The sequence below is a fragment of the Sporosarcina sp. P3 genome (genome assembly GCF_002743415.1).
Lineage (GTDB): Bacteria > Bacillota > Bacilli > Bacillales_A > Planococcaceae > Sporosarcina > Sporosarcina ureae_A.
Genome location: NZ_PDZE01000013.1, coordinates 43,287 through 68,104 on the forward strand (window position 1 = coordinate 43,287; position 24,818 = coordinate 68,104).

The following is a 24,818-nucleotide window of genomic DNA, read 5'->3' on the forward strand; positions in this document are numbered from 1 at the left end:
CAGGAATTATTGAAGTTTATGCAATTTCGGTTTCCACTTGGATCTCTTCCGCATCTGGCTCGCCTAAAACACCTTCTGTTTTCGCCACGACAACGGCACATGCAGCGTCACCTGTGATGTTGACGGCTGTGCGCACCATATCAAGTAGGCGATCTACTCCGAGAACGAGTGCAATTCCTTCAACTGGCAGACCGACCGATGTTAGAACCATTGCTAGCATGATTAGGCCTGCACCTGGTACAGCAGCTGTTCCAATACTAGCCAGTACTGCGGTTAAGACAACAGTGAGTAACTGTCCTATAGTCAATTCAATACCATAAGCCTGAGCAATGAATATCACAGCTGCCCCTTGCATGATCGCAGTGCCATCCATATTAATAGTGGCACCAAGCGATTGAGTAAACGAACTGATAGATTCGGGTACTTTTAACTTATCCTGTGCCGTTTTCATTGAGATAGGTAGTGTTGCAGCAGAACTTGCCGTACTGAATGCAACGACCTGAGCTGGAAAGAAGTTTTTAAAAAACCAAATGGGATTACGCTTGCCGATTAATGCGACCGATCCTCCGTAGACGACAATCGTATGGATTAGAAGGGCTCCAAGAACGACTCCCATATACATACCCATTACCTTCAGTGCGTCCATACCTTGACTTCCTACAGCGGATGCAATCAAACCAAATGCTCCGTATGGCGCGAACTTCATCACAAATGTAATCAAATACATAATGAGTTCATTCGCTTGTTCGAATAACTCTTTCACTCTTTCAACTCTACTGCCCATCATTGCCATTCCAAAGCCAATCAGTGCTGCAAAGAAGATAATCTGAAGCATATTACCTTCTGCCATCGCACTAATCGGGTTGGTAGGAATAATACCTAACAGAGTTTCCGCTACTGGTGGAGCTTCTTGTGCTTCGTATGTGGCATTAGCTGTCTCGAAGTTACCTCCTTCACCAGGCTTTAGCAATAGACCAAGAGAAAGCGCGATGACGAGGGCGATAGCTGTTGTAATCAAGAAAAACCCAATCGTTTTTCCACCAATTCTTCCTAATTTTTTCGGGTCACCAATTCCAACCGTTCCGAGAGCGATAGAAATGAACACTACAGGCACTACTAGCATCTTCATCAGGTTCAAGAAGATAGTACCGAGTGGTTTAAAAAGAAATGCATCAGCTTGTGTAAAAATACCTGGCGTGAAAATATTTAATACTAAACCGACAACCACCCCTGAAATAAGTGCAATAATTATATTTCTGGCCAACTTCATACAAATCCCTCCTTAACATAGTGTATTCGATTATAAACGTAAACATGAAAGCGCTTACTTATTATTATTCGATATATTTAGCAAAATGTCAACTTGTCTTGATATATACTTAGCAAATTATTAAGTAGTTGAAGAAAGTCGAAAATGTTGAAAGAGTAGTTAGACTACTTTTAAGATTTAATGTATTATTTGGCTTTTTAGATATCTCACTGTACAATTAATTTATCTATTGATCATTTTTTATATTAAGATAGGAAGTGTTTTAACTGAAAAAAAGAGGGCGTCAAGTAGGAGCAGATGGCGAAAAAAGTCGTAAATTGCTTTTGGAAATTTCGGCAATGCAATTCGCTATTCATGGTTTTCATAAAACGAAGATTAGTGAAATCGTGAAAGAAGCAAACGTTACACAGCCGACGTTCTACTTATATTTTAAAAGCAAAGAAGCTGTATTCCAGGAATTAGTCGATGTTTTCAAAGAGAGATTATATGACCAGGTAGCACAAAGCAAACTTCCGGCAGATGTGGCGGAAGAAGGATTAATGGAGCGAATTGCTTATGGTTTACGTGCTGTTTTTGAACTTTTCCAGCAAAATGAAGAAGTTGCCCGGATTGGCTTCGTCGTTTCAGAAGAAGCTACTACTATTAAAGCACAAATGACTGCACAAATAGAAAGCAATCTTATGGAAGAAGCGAGACTTGGATACTTTCATATGAATATAAATTTTGGCGTGGTCGCTGCAGCCATGGTCGGAGCGATCGAGTATTTGGCAATCACTAAACTTTGGACAGGTTCTCATACACCAGAGGAGCTGGCAGAAGAGATCACATTATTATTTTTACATGGGCTGAAAAAATAAGTATGGAATATACAAGCATAAGCTCACATATAGAGTTTATGCTTTTTGCTTTTGCAAGCCTATCTAGCAGTGTTTTAAGTATAATAGGGAGAAGATTATAGCAGAGAAGTATAATCTATGAATGAATATAAAGAAAGAATCCTATGAAACGGCATGATGAATAACCATATAACGACCATAAATGCGTGAAGTGTACTATATATTTAGATTCAATGGAACAATAGCTATATTCTACGCACATTGATGTTTGATATAGTAGGATTGCAAATGATGTACAAAAATTGTTTAGTTGGAAGTGACCAGCAATGCTGAAATCAAAACTGCAAAAGAAGATACTGTTAATGGTGACATCACTTATTTTATTTTTAATGTCGCTTATGCTGATCGTTTTTGTCGTCACAGACTATCTGAATCTTCTTGATCGTAGTCATACAGTAGGCTTGCAAACTGCAAAGATGCTTTCGTATATGGACACAGTTAAAGAAGGTCTTGAAGAAAAAGCTGATGTCGAAAAAGCGGGTGATTTGGAAGCAGTTATTGAGCATTATTCAAATCAAGTTGATGCTACCTATATTGTCATTCAAGACAAGGCGGGACATATACTTGCTTCACCGGATGAAAGTAGAATAGGCGAAGTCATACCATTTGAAGATGGTTATAAAGCAATTGTCTTTGGAGCGAATTATTCTATGCTGTCGAGCGAAATTATCGGACCCTCTATCAGCAGTAAAGCACCCATTTATAACGAAGAAGAAAATCAAATTATTGGAGTCGTAACAGTAGGATACTTAATCTCGGATTTACGCGAGATTGTACATAATCGTGTAGAGAAATTAATCTATATATCATTGCTGATTCTCGCTCTTGGTATTTATATAAGTTTTCGATTGGCAAAATCGATTCGGAAAGATACATTTGGGTTGGAACCAGAACAAATTGCAAAATTTTATATGGAAAGAAAAGCGATATTGGCATCAATCGATGAAGGAATTATTGCGGTAAATCAATCAGGCCAAATTACGCTGATTAATACGGCAGCTCGTTCCATTCTCAACATCCGAACGAATCGTAAAGGAGATGGCATAGATACAATATTTCCTAACCTACCTACAGTAGAAGAATTAACTGGGCCAGATACACAATCATTTGAAATCGTCTATTCTGCCAAGCGACTAGTTGTCAGTGCAATGCCATTGCAACTTGAAGGAGTACAAAAAGGAGCACTGATTACATTTCGTGATACGACAGAAATGGTAGAAGTCGTGAACACGCTTTATGAAGTTAGGAAGTATTCAGATGACTTAAGAGCGCAAACGCATGAGTTTACAAATAAACTCTATTTAATTTCAGGCTTATTGCAACTCGGTAAGTATGAGGAAGCAGTCCGCGCGATTCAAACCGAAATCAGTGTTAGTGATCATACCAATCAGTTTATCCTCGAAAACATCAAAGACGCACATGTACAAGCTATTCTGTTCGGCAAATTAGGGAAGGCGTCTGAAATGAAAGTAGAGTTTGAAATCGATGACAATAGCAGTTTGGAATCGTTGCCTAAATGGGTCGGTACGGGTGCATTGACTGTGATTTTGGGAAATCTAATTGATAATGCGTTGGAAGAAACCGCGAACAGCTCAGGAGGGCGAGTTTCATTTTTTGCATTAGATTTTGGAGAAGATGTTATATTTGAAGTGTCAGATAATGGACAGGGTATTCAGTCAGACCAAATGGATAGATTATTCCAAAAAGGTTACTCCACAAAATCGACGACAAGAAGAGGGTTTGGCTTGGCAAATGTTCAGCAGGCTCTTCGTTCGCTTGGTGGAACTATCCAAGTGTCTAGTACGGAAAGAGGGACGATTTTTTCTGTCTATATTCCAAAGTATGCAGAAAAAGAGGAGCGTGAAGTGAAATGATTCGAGTAGGAATTGTAGAAGATGATTTTCGTATTGCTTCCATACATCAACAGTTTTTAGAAAGTATAAGTGACGTGAAAGTAGTCTGGCAAGTGTTACGTGCAAAAGATACGTGGAAGATGCTTGAAAAGCAGCCAGTGGATTTACTGTTAGTGGATGTTTACATGCCTGATCAATCAGGTATTGATTTGGTGCGAGAGTTGAAAGTAAACTACCCTGCATTGGATTTCATCATTATTACAGCAGCTACGGATCGTGAATTGGTAGCACAAAGTTTGGCAGCGGGTGCATTCCACTATTTAGTGAAACCAGTGGAATTAACCAAATTGCAAGAAGTCATTGAGCGCTATCAACAGCGACGGTTATTTCTTCAGGAAAGCCCCCATGCAAATCAACAAGAGATTGATAAACTTTTTGTGCATGCTACTGTGGTAAGGGAAAGTGAAACACATCTTCCTAAAGGCATTCATCCTTTGACATTGCAGAAGGTAATAGATATCGTCAATTCTTTATCTGAAGGAACGACAGCGGAAGAAGTAGGCGAAAGACTAGGTGCTTCACGTACTACAGCCCGAAGGTATTTAGAATATCTAATTGCAGAGGGAAAGATGAGAGCTGAGCTCGAATATGGAATTGTCGGCAGACCAGAGCGAAAATACTTTGGATTATAACTATCTAAATAGCATTATGGAGAATTTACTATATAGGCACTTTCTAGCATCCTTTCATAGGATGCTTTTTCTTGTGAACATAATGAACAAAATGTTGTTAAAGTCTTTTGAATTGTTAAAATTGTAAACGGTTACAACAAAAGATCTTTAAAGTACACTACTTGTAGATGATAAATTAGAGAGAAAAGAGGAGAACAGTATGAAAAAACTAGTAGGCGTAGCAGCACTTTCATTTGCACTTATACTGGGCGCTTGTTCATCAGATAATGCAGGCGAAAAAGATGAATCAGACTATCCGAAGAAAAATCTTGAGTTCATTGCACCAGCAACACCAGGAGGCGGCTGGGACGCTACAGCGCGTGCCATACAAAAGATTTTGAAAGAAGAAGATATTGTAGATCAAAGTATGACAGTCATCAACAAACCGGGTGGCAACGGTGAAGTAGGTTGGCAGTATCTATCTAAGAAAGATGCACATACATTGGCGATTGACTCTAGTCTATTGATTACAAATAACTTGCTTGGACAAAGTGATCTCACATATGAAGAGTTCACACCACTTGCTACATTAACAACAGAGTGGATTTCAGTAGCGGTCAAAAATGGTTCACCTTACGAAACAGCAACGGATTTAATGGAGCAGCTGAAAAAAGATCCAGCTTCTGTAAAGATCGGTATTGCGCCTGGTCTCGGAAACAATGATCACTTATCTTTCGTAAAAGCAGCTAAAACGTTCGGTGTCGATATTACAAAATTAAACTTCCTCGTATATGAGAGCGGTGGCGACGTTATGACTAGCTTACTGGGCGGTCACGTAGACGCAGCAACGATGGCGGTGTCAGAATCCTCAGAACAGCACCTTGCAGGAAAGTTCAAGATTGTAGCCATTTCAGCTGACGAACGTTTGGAAGAATTACCTGACGTACCGACATGGACAGAAGAAGGCGTAGATATGGTCTTTCCTCACTGGCGCGGTATTCTTGGACCACCGGATATGACAGAAGATGAGATCGCATATTGGAATGAAGCGTTCGGTGAAATGGTGGAGACGGACTATTGGAAAAAATTGCTAGAGAACAATGGTTGGGAAGACTTCTATCAAGACAGTGCTGAAACAACTGAATTTTTGAAAGAGCAAAAAGAAATGTATACAGAATTGATTGATGAGTCGGGTTTACAGAAATAAGTTCTTATAAAAGGTTGAGTCCCGCTCAAGCGGGCTCGCTTTTTTGATTATTTAACTTAGAAGGAGGAACACTATATGGTTCGTTACATAACCCCAATCCTGGCAACTGTAGTTGGCGTCATTATGCTAATCAATGCAATCAACTTACCTAAATCAAATCTCGGAAATCCAAACGGGCCGATGTATTTCCCGCTTTTAATCGCTGTTATTTTAATTATTTCAGGGATTGTCTATTTCTTTCAAGAATACAAAGCTCGAGGTAATGACTTCGCTGACTTCCGTGCTTTGCGAATCGGCAAGTCGCCGTTATATTTGCTTGTATCGCTCATTTTGATGCTGACATATACAGTATTGTTTGAACGGATTGGTTTCTTGTATTCGACTATCTTGTTCCTTGCCGGATTATTGTTTTTATTGAATGGGCGCAAGAAATGGATGTCTAATATTATTATTGCGGTCGCGTTTTCGTTCGTAACTTGGTATGCATTTGGAACACTGTTGCAGGTTAGTTTACCTTAAAGGAGGAACCGATATGGGAATAGATGCACAAGCCCTCTTAGATGGGTTTTTAACTACAATTCAACCAATGAACTTATTTTGGATAGCACTCGGAGGGTTCCTCGGGACAGTAGTGGGAATGCTACCTGGTCTTGGACCAGCAACTGCCATTGCCTTGCTGATTCCAATCACATTCGGAATGGAACCAACTAGTGCTTTGATTTTAATGGCTGCTATTTACTACGGTGCAATGTATGGTGGCTCAAGGAGTTCCATCTTACTGAATACACCGGGTGACGGATCAGCAATTGCCGCTACGTTTGATGGCTATCCGATGGCTCAGAAAGGTCAAGCAGGCCAAGCACTTGCAATATCTGCCATCGCTTCGTTAATCGGAGGAGTAATCGCTGTTGTTGGTTTTATTATTCTAGCTAAGCCGCTCGCCAGTTTTGCCCTGCGATTTGGTCCGGCAGAATATTTTTTATTAATGGTTTTCACGCTGTCTGCAATTGTTGCATTGGCAAAAGGACAGATGGTCAAAGGGTTCATCTCGATGTGTATCGGGCTGATGATCAGTACAGTAGGAATTGATTTACAAACTGGGGTCTACCGTTTCACGATGGGCAATGTCCATCTGAGTGAAGGTATTGATTTTCTTGTCGTCATTATCGGTATTTATGCGGTAGGGGAAGTATTATACAATTTCTTATCAATTAATAAACCAGTTGGCGAGAAAAAGTCTGTCGGCAAAATATGGATTACAAAAGAACAGTGGAAGCGGTCCAAGTGGCCAATTATCCGTAATGGTCCAATCGGTTTCTTGATCGGTGTACTTCCTGGAGCAGGCGGTGCCATTGCATCGATGCTAAGTTATTCAATGGAGAAGCAAGTTTCGAAACACCCAGAAGAATTTGGAGAAGGTGCAATTGAAGGATTGGCCGCACCAGAGTCTTCTAACAACGCAGCGGCTGTTGGGGCATTTATTCCGATGCTTGCCATGGGGATCCCAGGCTCAGGAACAACTGCTGTAATCCTAGGTGCGATTGTCATGCTCGGTTTAAAGCCTGGCCCGCTATTGTTTGAGAATAACCCTGATATGGTGTGGACGTTCATCAACAGTATGTTTATCGGTAACTTATTCCTAGTGATACTAAACATTGCACTTGTCGGAATCCTTGTGAAGATTCTAGATACACCACCACGCGTATTATATCCAGTTATTATGATGCTAGCGTTTATCGGTACCTATACACTTGGTTACAGTACAGTAGATTTCTTGATTTTGATTATCTTCGGTTTTGTAGGTCTATTCATGAAGATGCTGAGATTCCCGGTAGCTCCATTAATTCTAGCGGTTATTGTCGGATCAGACATGGAACAGAACTTCCGAATGAGTTTGATCTCGTATCCAAACGCAATTGGAATTCTTACGGCTTCACCAATTACAATCGCACTTGTTCTTATGACAATTATTTCGCTTGGCTTACCGTTCTTTTCATCTTGGTTAAAGAAACGTAAAGAACAAAAAAATAATAGCGAAGCAATGTAAGTGATTGTATGAAAGTGCTGACAAAAAAGAAAAAACTACTATTCAATTTTAGTGTGTTGCTATATATCTTGACGTTCTCCCCTTTAGTGGAGACAACAGAAGTATTACGTGCTATCGCATGCCTCATCATTATCCAAGTTCTTTGGATTGGTGGGGTCTTTCCTTTAGCGTTCAGTTCTTTGTTGTTGATGTTATTGCTTTCTGTACACTTCTTTACTTATGAAGAAACATTGAGCTATTTTGCCTCGGAGATAGTCTGGTTGCTATTTTCGACATTCATTTTAGCAGGTGCATTCATTGAATCTGGACTCGCTAGCCGCTTATCATTGAAGTTGCTTTCTTTATCTAAAGGCTCAAGCCGGTTGCTAGTGTTTTTCTCATTTGTCTTAATGTTTATCTTGTCGCTGTTTATTCCGTCTAATGTGGGAAAAGCAAGTCTGGTATCATCAGTTTTGGATAGTATCATCAAACATTTGGAAACGATGGGTTCCGTAGAGAAGCTAGCCAAGTCACTGTTTGTCGGCTTGACTCTCATTGTACCGATATCTGGCGCGGTAGTGGCGACGGGTGCAAGCTCAACGCTATATGCGTATGGATTGTTGGGCGATATGACAGAAGGCCTCGACTATATGCGTTGGATTTTATATATGGGGCCTCCTATTGTCATTTTTTTGCTGCTATTATTCCTACTCTTTCTGGTAGTGTTCCCACCTGAGCCAATTGATGGGGCAGAACTTGAAAGAGTACTTGATCAAAAATTACTAGCACTTGGACATATGTCACGCAATGAATGGAAAATTCTTGCGATTCTTGGATTAACGGTTGTATTGTGGATGACAGGAAGTTTACATGGTTTTTCTGTTTCTCTAGTTGCATTGTTTGGAGCAGTATTGACTGTGCTTCCAGTTACGGGGATTTGGCAATGGGAGATAGCGAAGAAAAAGATTGGTTGGGATTTACTGCTGTTTTTTGCAGCAACTTTGATGTTATCGAGTATGTTGATTAAGACAGGAGCAGTGAAATGGTTCGCTATTCAACTGATCAATTGGTTGTCGATGGATTCATATTTCCTGATGGTTTTTTCACTTTTGCTAATTACAGCTTTACTGAGACTGTTTTTTGTCAATGTACTAGGGTTTTTAACAATTATGCTACCAGTAACGTTAGCGATAGGCGAAGCATTCCCCGCGCACGATCCATTGTACTTATCAATGGGGGTATTCTTAATGGGGATCCCAGGCTTTATTTTGATAACACAATCACCAATACATTTAATCAGTTATGAATATGGTTACTTCACAAAACGTGATTTATTGAGACTCGGTTCAAGTGCATTTGTCATTTGGCTGTTCGTCGTCCTTGCTTCAATTTATGGATACTGGATACTATTTTATTCTTAGAAGAAAAGGGGAATTATAGATGACATGGTTAGTTCAAGAACAAAAAACACAAAAGGAACTGGCAGGAGAATTTTTGACTGCTATTCGTCAGACTGAAATTTTAAAAATCATGGGTGCGCATGACGGGATGGCGGCTTTAACTGCAAAAAAAGTAGGTTTTGAAGCATTGTATTTATCTGGTGCGGCATTTACCGCTAGCCGTGGTTTACCTGATCTTGGAATTTTGCATTCACAGGAAGTGGCGGAACGTGCAAGAGAATTAGTGCGGGCAACAAATTTACCTATCCTAGTTGATATTGATACCGGATTCGGTGGAGTGCTAAATGTTGCGCGAACAGCCAAAGAAATGATCGAAGCGAATGTAGCGGCCATACAAATTGAAGACCAAGATTTGCCGAAAAAATGTGGACATTTAAATGGTAAGAAATTAATTCATGCTGATGAGATGGCAGCGAAGATTCGTGCAATTAAAGAAGTGGCTCCGTCATTAGTAGTAGTGGCAAGAACGGATGCCCTATCCGTTGAAGGACTCGATGCAGCCATTGAAAGAATGAAATTATATGTTGAAGCAGGTGCAGAAGCGTTATTTCCCGAAGCATTGACGACAAAAGAAGAATTCGAGAGAGTAGGAGCTGCATTTAATGTACCGCTGCTGGCTAATATGACAGAGTTTGGACGGACAGAATACTATACAGCTGAAGAATTTCAACACTTCGGTTTTTCAATGGTTATTTATCCTGTTACATCTTTGCGTGCAGCTGCAAAAGCATTTGAAACGGTCTTCCAGGAAATATTTGATAAAGGGACGCAAGTAGATGTGCTTGATCAGATGCAGACACGTCGTGAATTATACGAAACGATAGAGCTGGAGAAATATGAGTCGCTGGATGGAAAAATCGCTAAGACAATCATTCCTGAATGAAGGAGGAACTAGCCATGAAACAAAAATCTGTGCCGTGTATTGTTTATCGCGGTGGTACGAGTAGAGGTGTGTTCTTTAAGGAAAGTGACTTACCGAAATCGAGGAGTGCGCAAGAACGGATATTCATGTCTGTAATCGATGCATATAACCCTTCCCAAGTAAACGGTCTTGGAGGCGGTACTTCTCATACGAGCAAAGTAATTGTCATTCATGAAACCGATAGTAAACAAGCCTGTCTTGCATATACATTCTACCAAGTAGGAATTGGAGATGCTATCGTAGATTCAGCAGGAACATGTGGAAACTTAATGGCGGCAGTTGGAGCTTATGCAGTCGATGAAGGGCTGGCACAGATCCCTTCAATTGATGGGGTTTGTGAAGTAATAGTGCTCAATAAAAATATTAACCGTTTGGTGCGGCTGGAAGTGCCTGTAGTAGACGGAGAAGCTCAAGTGGACGGAGACTATTTGATGGCAGGGATTGTACATACAGGCGCAAAGATTAGCGTTTCGATTCTATCGCCGAGCGGTGGTAAAACAGGCACTACATTTCCTGCTGATACGCGTACAGAGTTAGTGATGGGTGGCCAAAAGGTTTTAACGACCATCAGTGATATTGTCAATCCTTTCATTTTTGTAAACGCGCATGACTTTGGGTTGGATGGCACAGAATCGAATCATATACTCAGTCAAGATCAACATTTGCTCACGCAGCTTGACACATTGCGTGCCCAAGGTGCCGTTGCTGCAGGGATGTCTGAAACTATAGATGCCGCTAAGGAAGTGCCATCGATACCGAAGATTGCCCTTGTTGCACCGCCACGTGATTATTTTACTATGTCAGGTATTGAGGTCAAAGCAGAAGAAATTGACATTATAGCTAGAATGATTTCGATGGGGAAATTTCATCGTACGTTTGCCGGTAGTGGTCTATACAATTTAGCCTCCACATTATTGATTGATGGCACGATTCCGAATGAATGTTACACGTCAAGCGAGAAGAAACAGCTTCAAAATATACGAATAGGCCATCCTGATGGCATAGCGGAAGTGACTGTAGAATTGACACAAGATGGTAAAGATGTTGCTGCAGTTGGTTTAGACAGGACAGCCAGAAGAATATTTGAGGGACGATGTTATGTATCAAGCTGGCTATAATTTCGACTGGCTTATTATAGGAGATGAAAGGTGGGGTCCGATATGAACCAGCACTGTGAATGGCATCGCGACACTATGCGTGAAGAGTTGACGATTGAAGGTGAGCAATTCAGCTATGTTTCCTTGAAGAAGTTAGAAAGATTTGGTTTCAATGCAATAAATGAATTGCCTTATACCATACGATTTCTACTTGAATCTGCAGTTCGTCATGCCGACGGACAATACATAACAGACGAACATATCGCTGCACTGGCAAATTGGTCAGGTGGGACTGAGGGCCAAGAAGTACCTTTTAAACCAGCGCGAATTGTGTTCCAAGATTTCACAGGAATCCCGGCTATTGTAGATCTAGCCTCTATGCGGGACGCGGTAGCCGCACGTGGTGGCAATCCATTAGTAGTCAATCCGCAAATTCCTGTCGATTTAGTAATCGACCATTCGGTCATTATCGAACACTATGGAAATGAGGCAGCGTTTGAACAAAACCTATCCATTGAATATGAACGAAATGCAGAGCGGTATTCGTTTGTACGGTGGGCACAGAAAAACTTTGAAAACTTTCATGTCGTACCGCCGGCAAACGGTATTGTGCACCAAGTGAATTTGGAATACTTAGCTACTGGTGTAAGAACAGAAACATACAAGGATAAAAGGTGGCTGTTTCCAGATTCTTTAGTCGGAACGGATTCGCATACTCCAATGATTAACGGAATGGGGATAATAGGTTGGGGTGTTGGTGGAATTGAAGCGGAGTCTGCAATGCTAGGCAAGCCATTATACTTTACGATTCCAGATGTAGTGGGAGTAAATCTAACGGGTTCATTAGCTGAAGGTGTAACAGCAACTGATCTTGCGTTGACAGTTACTCATACTTTACGAAAAAAAGGAGTTGTTGGAAAGTTTGTAGAGTTTTACGGAGAAGGGCTACGCCATATTCCTGTAACTGATCGTGCCACGATAGCTAATATGGCACCTGAATATGGTGCTACAATGAGCTTCTTTCCGACCGATGAGCGAACGATGGAATATCTTCATCAGACAGGTCGTGAGGATGCGGTGCCTTTAGTTGAAGGATATCTACGTGCTCAAAACTTGTTTATGAATGAACAATCTATAACTCCAAGGTTTTCAGAAACGGTGGAGTTGGATTTGTCTACGATCATGCCGACAGTCAGTGGACCGAAAAGACCTCAAGATACAGTAGCGTTGATTGACATGAAGAAGTCGTTTGAGACAATTTTGGCAAAATCAGTTGCTGAAGGTGGATATGGCAGGCAACGTGTGAAATCTGAGAAGAGGATTCAGGACGGTTCTATTATATTGGCTTCCATTACAAGTTGCACTAATACTTCGAATCCATCTGTCATGGTGGCAGCAGGACTATTAGCTTCACGCGCTATTGAAAAGGGCTTACATGTACCTTCGTTTGTCAAAACGACGTTGACGCCAGGCTCTCGAGTTGTCACACGTTATTTAGAGAAGGCGGATTTACTAACATCGCTAGAGCAACTTGGATTTTTCGTTGATGGCTATGGCTGTGCTACATGTTGCGGCAATAGTGGCTCGCTGACGTTAGAAGCAGAAGAAGCCATAACGGAAAATGATTTAGTCGCGGCGTCTATTTTAAGCGGGAATCGGAATTTCGAAGGGCGCGTACATCCACTAATTCGTGCAAATTATTTAGCTTCACCTCCACTCGTTGTGGCCTATGCATTAGCAGGACGTATCGATATCGACTTTGACAGCGAACCAATCGGAATAGGAGTAGAAGGACTTCCTGTGTATTTAGCGGACTTATGGCCATCTACAGAAATCGTGCAAGAGGTGATTTCGAAAACGGTTGATTCTTCACTGTTTCGTGAAGAATACGCAGGTGTTTATTCAAATGAAACATGGGAATCGATACCGGCTACAGAAGGTATGCTTTATAACTGGGATCAAGACTCAACGTATATTCAGCGTGCACCATATTTTGATATTATTCATAACACATCCATCACAAAAAGCACAGAGAAGATGATTCCACTGCTGGTGCTGGGAGACTCTATCACAACGGATCACATATCACCGGCAGGGCAAATCCCGATGAATAGTGAGGCGGGCAGATTTTTATCAGAACAAGGAATCAGTCCACGTTCTTACAATAACTATGGCGCCCGCAGGGGGAATCATCATGTGATGGTGCGCGGTACGTTTGCGAATATACGTCTTCGCAACCAGCTTATTCCCGGTGTTGAAGGTGGTTATACAATACACAGGGGTACAGGAGAACAAGTTACAGTATTTGAAGCGGCACAGCGGTATGAAGAAGAACAGCGTAATTTAATTGTTTTGGCAGGGAAAGAGTACGGAACGGGAAGTTCGCGGGATTGGGCAGCAAAAGGTACATCGCTGCTTGGTGTAAAAGTGGTGCTTGCTGAAAGCTTCGAACGCATTCACCGTAGTAATCTAGCAGGCATGGGCGTGCTGCCTCTTCAATTTGTAGAAGGAGAATCTGTGTCTGTGCTTGGTTTGGACGGAACAGAAACATACACGCTTGATGTAGAAGATCATGCATTTGTTCCTGGACAGCGTTATGGTATGACAGCAGTCCGGCAGAACGGTGATGTTATACAATTTACTGTATTACTTAGAATTGATAACATGATGGAAAAAGATGCATATCTGCAAGGTGGTTTATTACCCGCAGTAGCTGAAAGCATGATGGATGAATAAAAGTTCTGAAACATAGTGACTGATTGCACTACCTAATGAGTAAACTAACCGATAAAAGACATTGACACATATATTGATATACTATAAAATTAATGTCAACATAACTTATATAATGGTTTACTCAAAGGGGATTAAGGAAATGATGGATTCAAGAAATAAGTTGAAAATGATGATTGTAACCGCATTATTCGCAGCCATTATTGGCATTATGGCACAGTTAACGATTCCACTCCCACTCGTTCCGATTACAGGTCAAACACTTGCAGTCGGTTTAGCAGCGACGATTTTAGGTTCACGTTATGGAACGATCTCTGTACTAGTATATTTAGCGATGGGAGCGGTAGGCATGCCGGTATTTTCAGGTATGTCCTCAGGGCTAGGTGTAATCTTTGGGCCTACAGGCGGATTTCTGATTGGCTTTATTCCAACCGCATTCATTACGGGTTATTATATGGAACGCACAAGTTTCAATCTCCCCAATGCGATCATCGCCAATATACTCGGAATGTTCGTTGCGTTGGCGTTTGGTACAGTGTGGCTAAAGTTCATTGCGGAACTATCTTGGACAGCTGCTATTATGGCAGGCTTTGTTCCATTTTTAATCGGGGGCTTCATCAAAGCATTTCTAGCAGGATGGGCCGGTATTATGGTTCGAGGCAGATTGCTCGCCAACCGCTTATTGCTCGCGTAATTTAATCTTAGATCATGTAAAAACGTTAATTCATATACTATGAGTTAACGTTTTTTTTTGGTAGATGCGTAAGTTTAATGTGGTTTTATATTTAAAGGATCAAAAAAGAAGTTGGAACACTGAATACTCTAGCGTTCTGATATATACTAATAATGGTAAGTACTCTACATTTTAGGGGGGCTGTTAGTATGAAAATTGCCATAGCTGTAGATGGTTCAGAACATGCTTTTCGTGCCGCGAAATATGCACTGACACTTTTAGAGAACGTACAAGACGCAGAGCTCGAAGTGATTTCCGTAACCGACTATAACAAAGTAGAAGATGAACAACTCCTGTTGCAAAATCTTAAAAGTCTATCCTTGTATCAAGATCGAATTGTAAGGCCAGTAGTGGAGTTGGCGGAAGAAGCCGGAGTTAAAACAAAAATCACGCTGTTGCGAGGCAATCCAGATCAAGAAATTATTAATCATTTACAAACGGAAAAAGTTGGACAATTAGTACTTGGTAGCCGTGGAATGAACATAATGCAAGAAGTGGTACTTGGTAGTGTTAGCCGAAGTGTAATGGAGAAAGCAAATTGTCCAGTGACCATCGTCAAGTAAAAGAAGTCGTCATGTAGTCTTGTTTAGTAAGCTTTTATGACGGCTTTTAATGTAGACAGGAATTTTTATTTTATAGAATGCAGATAGTTGGATTTTTGTTAAGTAATTGGTAGAATGGTTTTGGATTGTTAGAACAGATATGTTGTACTGGACTACATGATCCGTGAATAGGGTATAGAACATGAGAATGGAATGTTACGTCGGTGACAGAAGCTGTAAGAAGATCTCAATTAAGAAATGAAAGAAAGTAGTTTTAGGAGGTTTTATCATGAAGATTGCTGTGGCGGTAGATGGCTCAGATAACTCATTACGGGCAACAGATTATGCAATTATGTTAATGCAACAATTTTCTGGGGCAAAACTGGAATTGATCCATGTCGTCGACTTCAATAAAGAAGATGAGCGACTATTAAAACAAAGCCCTAATAGTCTTGATAAGTATCAAAAAAAGAAGTTGCAATCTGCATTGAAGTTAGTGAAAGATAAGGGAATAGTAGCGGAAGTCACAGTACTTCAAGGAAATCCGCACCAGCAAATCATTAAGCATGTCAATAACAATGAAATTGATCACCTCATTCTTAGTAGTCGTGGCTTAAGATTACTTAAAAATTTAGTAATGGGTAGTGTCAGTCAAAAAGTAATCAAACATGTAAACAGCTCTGTCACGATCATTAAATAAATAGTATAAAGCAAAACTGCCATGGCATATCGTTAAGATAGCTATGGCAGTTTTTGATTTAAAATATGACAAAGTAAGCTACGTAATGTATGGGGTGGTTATCAAATGGTTATCAATAAACGGATAGTAAAAAAGCTGAACATAAACTACCGATCATGACAAGTAAAAACAGCCTATCTATTGCATTATAGCGTGTAGTATAATAATACGTCCTCGCAGCTCCCATCTGATATTGTTTTGCTTCCATCGCAACTGCAATACGTTGGGCGCGACGTATACTTTGAGCGAATAAGGGAACGGTATAGGATTGCAATCGCTCATATATCCCTTTAATCCCTTTTGAAAATTGAATATTACGTACTTGCAACGCATTCCTACGAATTTGTAGCTCTTCAGTTACAGCAGGAATTAAACGAAAAGCCGCAATAAAACTGTACGCATATTTGGAAGGCAGACGGAACTGCTGCATCATAGCATAAAAGAATAGCACGGGTTGGATTGTTAAGATAAACGTAAAGCCAACGAATCCGAATGAAAGTGATTTACTTCCGAGCAATAGCGCATGTTGAATACTTTCTTCGGAAATCTTGAGTAACCCCCATTGCCACAATACCGCTTCACCCTTACCGAACAACAACATCGTCAATCCAGTAGACAGGAAAGAAATGACTAGCGGAATCGAAAGAATTAAAAGTTTCCTCCATGAATAGCCGCTGAAGATATAAAATAGTATTCCGTATAAAACAGCTTGTGAGATAGCAAAAGGTACACTTTGATTTACAAGCGTAATAATCAAGAATGCAAAAAATACGATGAATTTTAACGCGGGATTGACTCGGAATAACCAGGTCTTGCGTTTAGGTGTGAACCAATTGAACATTCTTCGCACCTCCTGCTTCATTAGCTGTATGCAATACGCCATCTATTACAGTCCAAACGGCTGTGGCGAAGCTCTTTACAATTTCCGTGTCGTGCGTAATCATCAAAATGGTCATACCTTCAGTGCGCAACTGTTCTAGCTTCTCAAGAATGGCGAATGTGTTTCGCGCATCTTGACCGAAAGTAGGCTCATCAAGCAACAAGATATCTGTATCAGGAGTAAGCGCAGTTGCTACACTCAGACGCCGCTTTTGACCCGTCGATAGCTGATAAGGATGACGGGAAACAGAATCAGGCAAGTTAAATAATTGTATCAATTCCATCGCATAACGATCGGCATCTGCTTTTGGCATACCGTGCAAAGATACGGTTAACTCTTCCTTAATTGAGTTCGTCACAAATTGTAGTTCAGGGTTTTGAAAGACGAGTGACATACCTTTCGGGAGTTGGCGCTTCTTCTTTTTCCACACAATGGGTACGTCGTTTACTTCGTAGATACCGTCAGTCCGAAGTAATTGCATGAGTGATAAGAGCAATGTACTTTTACCAGAGCCATTTTCTCCGACAATCGTAATCCAGTCACCAGCCTGTACGGTCGCCTGTTTGACAGAAATTTTCTTCACTCGACCACGATAGCCGTGAAAGTCTTGAATCTGAAGTTTCTCTTGATATGCAACTGCTTGACGATTTCTCAACATCGATTGAAATGTTTCGGACATTTTATATTCTTCCCATACACCGGGGTACCAAATGCCGTAACGTTCCAGTTCTTCCTGGAAGTTTGCGAAGATCTCTTTAGGTGAACCGTCTGCGATCATGTCACCGTGATCATTAAACAGCACAACGCGATCTACCCAGTCCGCAATCAAATCAATTTTATGCTCCACGATGATTACGGTTTTATCGGCAGTAGCTTCTTTAATAGAAGTCCAAATTTGTTGCGTGCCTTCCGGATCTAGTAATGCAGATGGTTCATCTAGAAATAACACGTCAGGTTCTAGTAATAAAACAGAAGCCAATGCTAACCGCTGCTTCATACCTTGAGACAGTTCATTGATAGACGTATGGGGGTCTTTTACATGCAAGTCTACACGGTTCAATACTTCTTCAATAAGAGGTGCCATTTCTTCACGCGGCACATGAAGATTTTCTAACACGAATGCGAGTTCTTCATCTACATAGGTCATGCAGAACTGTGTATCCGGGTCTTGGAAAACAAACCCCCATGAGTCAGGTAACTGAATCTCTTTTGCTTTCATTGGCAGTTCGATAGAATTTGGTATAATCCCGCTCAATACTTGGAGTAAAGTAGATTTCCCACAACCGCTAGGACCCAGCATGAGAACTTTTTCACCAGGCTGAACAGAGAAGGAGAAATCTTTAAAAAGCAAAGCATCTTCTCCTGGAAACTTTAGCCGTAAATCGGTAACGCCGATGTTATTCATAGTTGGATCATTCCTCCGCGTTTACTGATCAAGCAACGTATATTCTTTCTTATCAACAGGTCGAATTAACGACGTCACGCCTGTTGCTTCTAGCGCTCTTACAATAAGTACAGCGAAAATACCCGTAAAGATGAATGCGCTGATTGCACGTAATCCATATTTCACAATGAGTGCCCATGTTTCGAGTGCAGCATACCCATAAATTAAATCAAGACCAAAACTTGCAAGGCATGAAGCAATTCCAGCTAGCCCAGCAATTAAAATGGAATAGCGTTTATAACGAAATGCGGCGAATAGTAATTCTGCAGCCAGTCCTTGTACGAATCCGTACATTAATACTTCAATACCATGACCAGCAAATGCAGACAATGAAGCCCCTGCAAGACTTGCGATGAGTGCAGTACCAGGCTTCCGCAATAATAAAAAGGCGAACGGCCCTACCATGAACCACATACCGTAAAGCAATTGACGCGCGACAGGCATGATCGGTTTTATGACAGTATATAAATCATCCCAAAACTTCATCAACACTCCAAAGACCACGCCAATCATGATGGTGATCAATAAATCGGTAAACTTTAACTTCTTCAAATTCTTCCACTCCCTCTTATTTTACTATACGAAAAAGCCGTCTGAAGAGCAGACGGCCGAGGAAGGAAAGAGATTCCTGTATAAATTCCATCGATCACGCTCTCTACGCTGGCATTACCCAGATCAGATTAACGGTCAGCAGTGGATCGATCTGCTATCTCAGCCTGATTCTCTCAAGCACCCGTACGGACAATTATGTAAGCAGTCCTATTATACAGCACTCCAATTTGTCTGGCAACCACTTCAAAAAGTAGATGGCGTGCTAATGACAATGCGAGTTAATTTCGTTACAGTTTGTTGAAATCCTGATATACTAATAGGATATAAATTGATCCTAATCGCGTGCAATATACGAATTTAAATAGAGTTAAAGGAGTTTTTACATGACGAAACATATAGCGTTCATTGACGTAGAAACTACAGGTATGAGAGCAGAGGCAAGCGATGTAATTGAATTTGGTGTCATGCTTGGCGAATATGATAATAACCGGATCGTTCGGGTGTCCGATGAGTATTGTGAGTTTCAAGAGCCGTTCTATTCTATAACGCCGATGATCACAAAACTAACTGGCATCACCGATCAGATGGTAAGGGGAAAGTCGCTCGACATGGACAGAATTCTATCCATACTTGATCGGGCAGACGGAATTGTGGCGCATAATGCTTCATTTGACAGAGGCTTTGTCAGTAGACTATTACCGGAAACTCTCGACATGGACTGGTATTGTTCTGTCAGACAAATTAAATGGAAAAATTATGGCTTTGAGAATGGTAAGCTTCAACAATTACTAAGAGCGCATCGGATTCAAGTACAGAACGCACACAGGGCACTTGATGATGCGAAAAACTTAGCATTGCTACTGAACTCATCGAATCCGAACCTTGAGGATGATACGTTTATATCCTACCTGTTGAATAAAGCACCAATGAAAAAACCATCTAGATCTAGATTTTAATTACAAAGTGAGGGATACCAGGATAGTAATATACCTGGGTATCCTTTTTGTGTGGAGAAAATTTCATTTACACGACCATAAGTATGGAATGTGCATAGTTTTTCCACATGTATCAGCTATACTACCCTTGATGACAATAGATAAAGGGGATATTTAGATGAGTAGAAAAAAGCAAGTTGTTATATTCTCATTGTGTGCATTATTGATCAGTGGATGCAGTAGTGATGTGCAATCGAATGAACAGAGTAATGAACATATGATGAACCAGACTAGCAATGAACAGCATTCTATGATGGATGGTTCGACAATGGGTAATGGACATATGAGCCATGATAATGTAGTAAGATTAAAAGATTCGACTGGTGAGAATGAAATAAACATCCCACCCTTATTAACTAGTGAAACGACAGTAGGTACCGAATATACTGTTAAGGCACAAAAGGGAAGCGTGAATATACTTGATAATGTGACTACAGAAACTTTAGGATATAACGGAGATTTATTAGGACCTGTTCTACAATTTACAAAAGGTGAAACTGTAAAAATAAATACGATAAATGAATTAGATGAAGAAACAACATTTCATTGGCATGGTTTAGAAGTGTCTGGCGAAGCAGATGGCGGACCACATAAAACACTCAGTCCAGGTGAAGAAGAGACAATAGAATTTGAAGTCACACAAGAGGCGGCTACTTTATGGTTTCATCCCCATCCAGAGGGCAAGACATCTGAACAAGTATATAAAGGCTTAGCAGGACTGATTTATATTGAAGATTCTAATTCAGCCGAGTTAGAAATTCCTAAACAATATGGAGAGAATGACATTCCTTTAGTTTTCCAAGACCGGATTTTCGATGACCAACATCAATTAGATTATAAAGCTGTGATGAATGAGGATGGGACGATAGGTGATACATTATTAGTTAACGGCACAGTAAATCCCGTATTAAAAGTAGGGAAAGAACAAGTGCGTCTTCGCTTGCTGAACGGATCGAATGCGAGGAACTTCACATTCAAGCTAAATACGGGTGAATCGTTTGTTCAAATCGCGACAGATGGCGGCTTTTTGAATGAACCCGTCACATTGAACGAAGTTACCTTGACACCAGCAGAACGAGCAGAAATTATCATTGATTTTTCACAGCTCAATTCGCTAAATGATTTATCATTAATTAATGAAGATGGATCCATCCTTCTACCGTTTGAAGTATTAGATCAAGAGGTAGCGAGTACACAAGCAGTGAAACAGTTGAATGAGTTTTCTGTGACAGATGAAGAAAAAGCTATGCCGGTCACAAAAAACATTGAACTGTTTGGCATGATGGATCATGTGACAATCAATGGAAAGAAATTCGATCCTCAAAGAATTGATTTCACACAAGAGCAAGGTGTCACTGAGGTGTGGGAAATCTACAATAAGAAAGATATGATGGGTGGTATGATTCATCCATTCCATATTCACGGTACACAATTTAAAATACTCTCAAGAGATGGTGTGGAACCAAAGGAAAACGAAAGAGGTTGGAAAGACACTGTTTCTGTTCATCCGGGAGAAAAAGTGAAAATCGCTATACAATTCAAACATAAAGGTGTCTATATGTTCCATTGTCATATTTTAGAACATGAAGACAATGGAATGATGGGACAAATAGAAGTAAAGTAAAAGTAATAGACCGACTTTTCGTTGTTTAATTGATTAATATGCATCCGATGGAAAGCAAAGAGTATTTGGATTACCGTTAGCGGAATATCCTAAATGGGTTGTGGAAAGCGAACTATCTGAAATAAAGTACATGAAGAAAAAGCGTCTGCACAATAGCAGACGCTTTTTCTTTCTATAAGGTAAACTTTCGGACAAGATTATTAAGTTCTTCAGCCAATTGGGCCAAATCATTAGAATTACTCGCTATTTCCTCCATAGCGCTACTTGCTTGTTGGGAAGAAGCTGATGTTTGTTCAACTCCCGCAGCAGATTCTTCAGTAATTGCAGCAATCTCTTCGATCGAACCGCTCATTTCCTGACTTGTTTCAGATATGTTTTGCAGGTCATTAGAAATAGTCTGTATACGTGTGACCATTTCAGTTACAGAAGCACTGATCTTATGGAATGTTTCGCCCGTACGTTCAATTTGATTTGTGCCTTCTTCAACTTCTTTATAACCTTCACGCAAAGAATTTGTTACTGAACTAGATTCGCTTTGAATTTTATTGACGATTTCAGTGATGTTCGTAACAGATTCAGAAGATTGTTCTGCAAGAGTTCGTACTTCATCGGCTACAACTGCAAACCCTTTACCGTGTTCACCAGCACGTGCAGCTTCGATTGCTGCATTCAATGCTAATAAGTTAGTTTGCGCTGCAATATTTTGTATCACAGCTACGAGTTGGGAAATATTCTGAGTATGCTTGTCCAATCCTTCAACATTTACAACTGCATCATGAACAATCTGATCGATAACTTTCATCTGCTTAGAAGAAGTATTCATCGCTTCGCTTCCCGTGTTTGTCATCGAAAGTACTTCATTTGATGACTGGTGAATATAAGTACCGTTTTCATTGGCATCCATTATTCTTGCAACAAAATTTTCCATTGAGGTTGATAAGCTACTTGCATTGGTAGCTTGCGATTCTGTGCCGTATGCCAGATCTTCCATAGTTGTAGCGATTTGTGCTGTACCTGCTTTAATTTCACCCGCAGACTGTGTCAATTCTTCACTTTGAGAAGAAACTGTTTGTGCCACGATGTGAATTTCGTCCAATAGATTATGTGTATTGCTACTCATTTCATTTGTAGATTCAATCAGTTGTCCAATTTCATCCTGTAACTTTGTTTCTAAAGGAGGGCTACTTAAATCTCCTGTTGCTATTAATTTCATGCGCTTCATAACAGTGTGAAGCGGTTTAGATATAGAATTTGCAGTGAATAAAGCAACTGCCAAGCTTAAAAGAATAACGAGTAGAATGATGCTAGTGACTAGAATTAATGTGTTGTTTCCACTAGAAAGTAAATTCTTTTCAATATCAATAATAATCATTTCTCGATTTTGCGCTGCTTCTTCATACGAAGTCATTAATTCACGTGCGTCATCATTAACTGCCAATAGATTACGTTCTGCTAGCTCTTTGTTACCGCGTGCATGTTCAGCGAATACATTCTCTAAGACGTACTCACGCCATTCAACAGTTCTTCTCATTAAATCCATTGTTTCGTCGGAAGTTCCTATTTTTTTAATAGTGGCTTGATGCTCTTCACTATCTTCTGTATATGTATCAAATAAATCTTTATAACTTGCTTCCCCTGTCAGAATAAATCCTCTCGAACTGGAGATCCGGTTTGCCATGTCAAGCGATAGTTGCTCATCTGCAATCAATAGTGGCAATTCCTTTTCTAGAATATTTCTTGTCGCTTCGTTATTCGCATGAAGTGTAGAGAAAATAAATATGCCAAGTAAAATAATCAGAACTACAACTATGGAAAAACCGGTCAATAGTTTTCCTCGGATGCTTTTGAATGTAAACATGATCTATCACGCCTCCTAATGATTTAATTGACTATAGATACTTTTAACTATAACTGCAAATTAACTTACAGTCTACTAATAGTTATATAGACTATTGTTTATGTTGATACTATTGTGGGAGAACTTTCAGTGGGATAGTTGATGCAGAAAAATAATATTTCATAGTGGAATAGACATGGTGAAAAAAGGGGTATAGTAAACAAGGATATTAGTATTCGTTCAGGATGAAAGAAGTGAAATGATGAAAGTAATTACTAAACAGCTATATAATAAACTTTGACTTGTATTTCAAGTGTTTTTCGTATTTATTGGATCTATCATCACTGCTTATGGTCTAGAATCCGTTCTGATTCCCAATAATGTATCGGATGGCGGAGTGACGAGTCTGAGCATCCTGGTATCTCAGTTGTTTGGTTTGCCGTTAGGAATCTTAATTGCAGTGCTAAATATAGCGTTTATTTTCATGGGCTATAAACAGATGGTAAAATAATCACATCACTATCAGTCGTCAGTGGAATCATTATAGGAGTTGGAATAGGAGTGGCATTGCGTAATCGGGATGCGCTCGATGGTATTGATAGGCTGGCGGTATTACTTTCAAGAAAGTCACCTTTTGGAATTAGCAATTTAATATTTTTGGCTTTATTATCGTTTCTTTGGTTTTAGATTAACAGGAGCAATTATGTCGGCAATTGCTTATTTCATTGCATCGAAAGGTATTCCCATTGTGGAAGTAGGTTTTAGTGGTTTTAAAAAATTTAAAACTATGATCTATAAATCTGAAGTAATGGTGGATGAAATACGGGAGCGTTTAGGACGTAGTACAAGACGGTCACACGAGTCAGAAATTCATGGAAATCACTTGTATCGTTTATAGACTTGAAGAAATTAAAAAGAATGACTTTATACGTGAAGTAGACAAAAGTGCATTTGTGGCGGTGTATGATGTATTAGAAATTAAACGTGAGAATTATTGGGCTACGCAATCAAAACGATAAATAATGGTATTTTCAGACTGTAAATGGTGTATATCTGATGTTATTATAGATAAGTAAATGTCGCTCATTAACAATGAGTGTGGATTGAAAATATATGTATAAGTATGAATGAGTAGTAGTAAAAACCCCTTGGAACATTCCAGGGGGTTTTTATTTGCGAAAATAGTTTGACATATCGGATTATTCATATATCATAATTATAAATATAGAACTAAAAATAATAAAAGCTTAGAAGATGATAGACAATATATGTTTTTGCTCATTATATTCAGCAGAATTACAGCTTTAATATAAAAATGTTAAAAATTGTGAAAATTA

General features: G+C 40.0%; 20 protein-coding genes, 1 pseudogene and 1 riboswitch. Of the genes and pseudogenes, 16 read left to right on the forward strand and 5 right to left on the reverse strand.

The window, feature by feature from the left end; translation table 11 throughout:
- Positions 1-16: 16 nt before the first annotated feature.
- Complete coding sequence (locus tag CSV61_RS14095) at positions 17-1,270, reverse strand: dicarboxylate/amino acid:cation symporter (protein WP_099639736.1); 1,254 nt, start codon at positions 1,268-1,270, stop codon at positions 17-19.
- 323 nt (positions 1,271-1,593) lie between these two features.
- On the opposite strand from CSV61_RS14095, the gene CSV61_RS14100 reads away from it, so the two are divergent.
- The 13 genes from CSV61_RS14100 to CSV61_RS14160 all read left to right on the forward strand — a co-directional run bounded on the left by CSV61_RS14100 (position 1,594) and on the right by CSV61_RS14160 (position 16,110).
- Complete coding sequence (locus CSV61_RS14100) at positions 1,594-2,127, forward strand: TetR/AcrR family transcriptional regulator (RefSeq protein ID WP_255408209.1); 534 nt, start codon at positions 1,594-1,596, stop codon at positions 2,125-2,127.
- A gap of 305 nt (positions 2,128-2,432) precedes the next feature.
- Positions 2,433-4,040: an ATP-binding protein gene (locus CSV61_RS14105; protein WP_099639738.1), complete on the forward strand. Its 1,608-nt coding sequence runs from the start codon at positions 2,433-2,435 to the stop codon at positions 4,038-4,040.
- On the forward strand, positions 4,037-4,711 hold the full coding sequence (locus CSV61_RS14110; RefSeq protein ID WP_083034055.1) for a response regulator: 675 nt from the start codon (positions 4,037-4,039) through the stop codon (positions 4,709-4,711). Before CSV61_RS14105 ends, CSV61_RS14110 begins: the two co-directional genes overlap by 4 nt.
- A 199-nt stretch (positions 4,712-4,910) precedes the next feature.
- Positions 4,911-5,897 carry a tripartite tricarboxylate transporter substrate binding protein gene (locus CSV61_RS14115; RefSeq protein WP_099639739.1) on the forward strand — a complete coding sequence of 329 codons (987 nt, stop codon included), beginning with the start codon at positions 4,911-4,913 and terminating at the stop codon, positions 5,895-5,897.
- A 75-nt stretch (positions 5,898-5,972) separates the two neighbouring features.
- A complete protein-coding gene (locus tag CSV61_RS14120; RefSeq protein WP_099639740.1) occupies positions 5,973-6,416 on the forward strand; it encodes a tripartite tricarboxylate transporter TctB family protein in 444 nt (147 codons plus the stop codon).
- 13 nt (positions 6,417-6,429) lie between these two features.
- Positions 6,430-7,944: a tripartite tricarboxylate transporter permease gene (locus CSV61_RS14125; protein ID WP_099639741.1), complete on the forward strand. Its 1,515-nt coding sequence runs from the start codon at positions 6,430-6,432 to the stop codon at positions 7,942-7,944.
- Positions 7,945-7,952: 8 nt separating this feature from the next.
- Complete coding sequence (locus CSV61_RS14130; RefSeq protein WP_099639742.1) at positions 7,953-9,344, forward strand: SLC13 family permease; 1,392 nt, start codon at positions 7,953-7,955, stop codon at positions 9,342-9,344.
- A gap of 19 nt (positions 9,345-9,363) precedes the next feature.
- Entirely contained in the window at positions 9,364-10,266 is a 903-nt protein-coding gene (gene prpB / locus CSV61_RS14135; protein ID WP_099639743.1) for a methylisocitrate lyase, read from the forward strand.
- Positions 10,267-10,280: 14 nt separating this feature from the next.
- Positions 10,281-11,423, forward strand: a complete 1,143-nt coding sequence (locus CSV61_RS14140; RefSeq protein WP_099639744.1) for a PrpF domain-containing protein — start codon at positions 10,281-10,283, stop codon at positions 11,421-11,423.
- A gap of 42 nt (positions 11,424-11,465) precedes the next feature.
- Positions 11,466-14,138: an aconitate hydratase AcnA gene (gene acnA / locus CSV61_RS14145; RefSeq protein ID WP_099639745.1), complete on the forward strand. Its 2,673-nt coding sequence runs from the start codon at positions 11,466-11,468 to the stop codon at positions 14,136-14,138.
- Positions 14,139-14,277: 139 nt separating this feature from the next.
- Positions 14,278-14,829 (forward strand): biotin transporter BioY, encoded by a 552-nt coding sequence (locus CSV61_RS14150; protein ID WP_099639746.1) that lies wholly within the window; start codon positions 14,278-14,280, stop codon positions 14,827-14,829.
- Between the two features lie 188 nt (positions 14,830-15,017).
- Positions 15,018-15,431 (forward strand): universal stress protein, encoded by a 414-nt coding sequence (locus CSV61_RS14155; protein ID WP_099639747.1) that lies wholly within the window; start codon positions 15,018-15,020, stop codon positions 15,429-15,431.
- A 268-nt stretch (positions 15,432-15,699) separates the two neighbouring features.
- Positions 15,700-16,110: a universal stress protein gene (locus CSV61_RS14160; RefSeq protein WP_083034046.1), complete on the forward strand. Its 411-nt coding sequence runs from the start codon at positions 15,700-15,702 to the stop codon at positions 16,108-16,110.
- A gap of 112 nt (positions 16,111-16,222) precedes the next feature.
- Here the strand turns inward: CSV61_RS14160 and CSV61_RS14165 are convergent, their stop codons facing one another.
- The 3 genes from CSV61_RS14165 to CSV61_RS14175 are packed head-to-tail and all read right to left on the reverse strand — an operon-like array spanning position 16,223 to position 19,025.
- The gene (locus tag CSV61_RS14165; protein WP_099639748.1) at positions 16,223-16,990 is read right to left on the reverse strand and encodes an energy-coupling factor transporter transmembrane component T family protein; all 768 of its coding nucleotides are present in this window, start codon (positions 16,988-16,990) and stop codon (positions 16,223-16,225) included.
- Entirely contained in the window at positions 16,968-18,434 is a 1,467-nt protein-coding gene (locus CSV61_RS14170; RefSeq protein WP_099639749.1) for an ABC transporter ATP-binding protein, read from the reverse strand. The genes CSV61_RS14165 and CSV61_RS14170 overlap by 23 nt, the downstream gene beginning before the upstream one ends.
- A 21-nt stretch (positions 18,435-18,455) precedes the next feature.
- Positions 18,456-19,025, reverse strand: coding sequence for an ECF transporter S component (locus tag CSV61_RS14175; RefSeq protein WP_255408210.1), 570 nt, complete (start codon positions 19,023-19,025; stop codon positions 18,456-18,458).
- An 83-nt stretch (positions 19,026-19,108) separates the two neighbouring features.
- Positions 19,109-19,220, reverse strand: a riboswitch (TPP riboswitch).
- A gap of 188 nt (positions 19,221-19,408) precedes the next feature.
- On the opposite strand from CSV61_RS14175, the gene CSV61_RS14180 reads away from it, so the two are divergent.
- Positions 19,409-19,981 (forward strand): exonuclease domain-containing protein, encoded by a 573-nt coding sequence (locus CSV61_RS14180; protein ID WP_099639750.1) that lies wholly within the window; start codon positions 19,409-19,411, stop codon positions 19,979-19,981.
- Positions 19,982-20,138: 157 nt separating this feature from the next.
- Positions 20,139-21,644 (forward strand): multicopper oxidase family protein, encoded by a 1,506-nt coding sequence (locus tag CSV61_RS14185; protein ID WP_099639751.1) that lies wholly within the window; start codon positions 20,139-20,141, stop codon positions 21,642-21,644.
- A gap of 172 nt (positions 21,645-21,816) precedes the next feature.
- Here the strand turns inward: CSV61_RS14185 and CSV61_RS14190 are convergent, their stop codons facing one another.
- Positions 21,817-23,502: a methyl-accepting chemotaxis protein gene (locus CSV61_RS14190; RefSeq protein ID WP_099639752.1), complete on the reverse strand. Its 1,686-nt coding sequence runs from the start codon at positions 23,500-23,502 to the stop codon at positions 21,817-21,819.
- A 292-nt stretch (positions 23,503-23,794) separates the two neighbouring features.
- On the opposite strand from CSV61_RS14190, the pseudogene CSV61_RS14195 reads away from it, so the two are divergent.
- Positions 23,795-24,500, forward strand: a pseudogene (locus CSV61_RS14195) (YitT family protein).
- Positions 24,501-24,818: the final 318 nt, after the last annotated feature.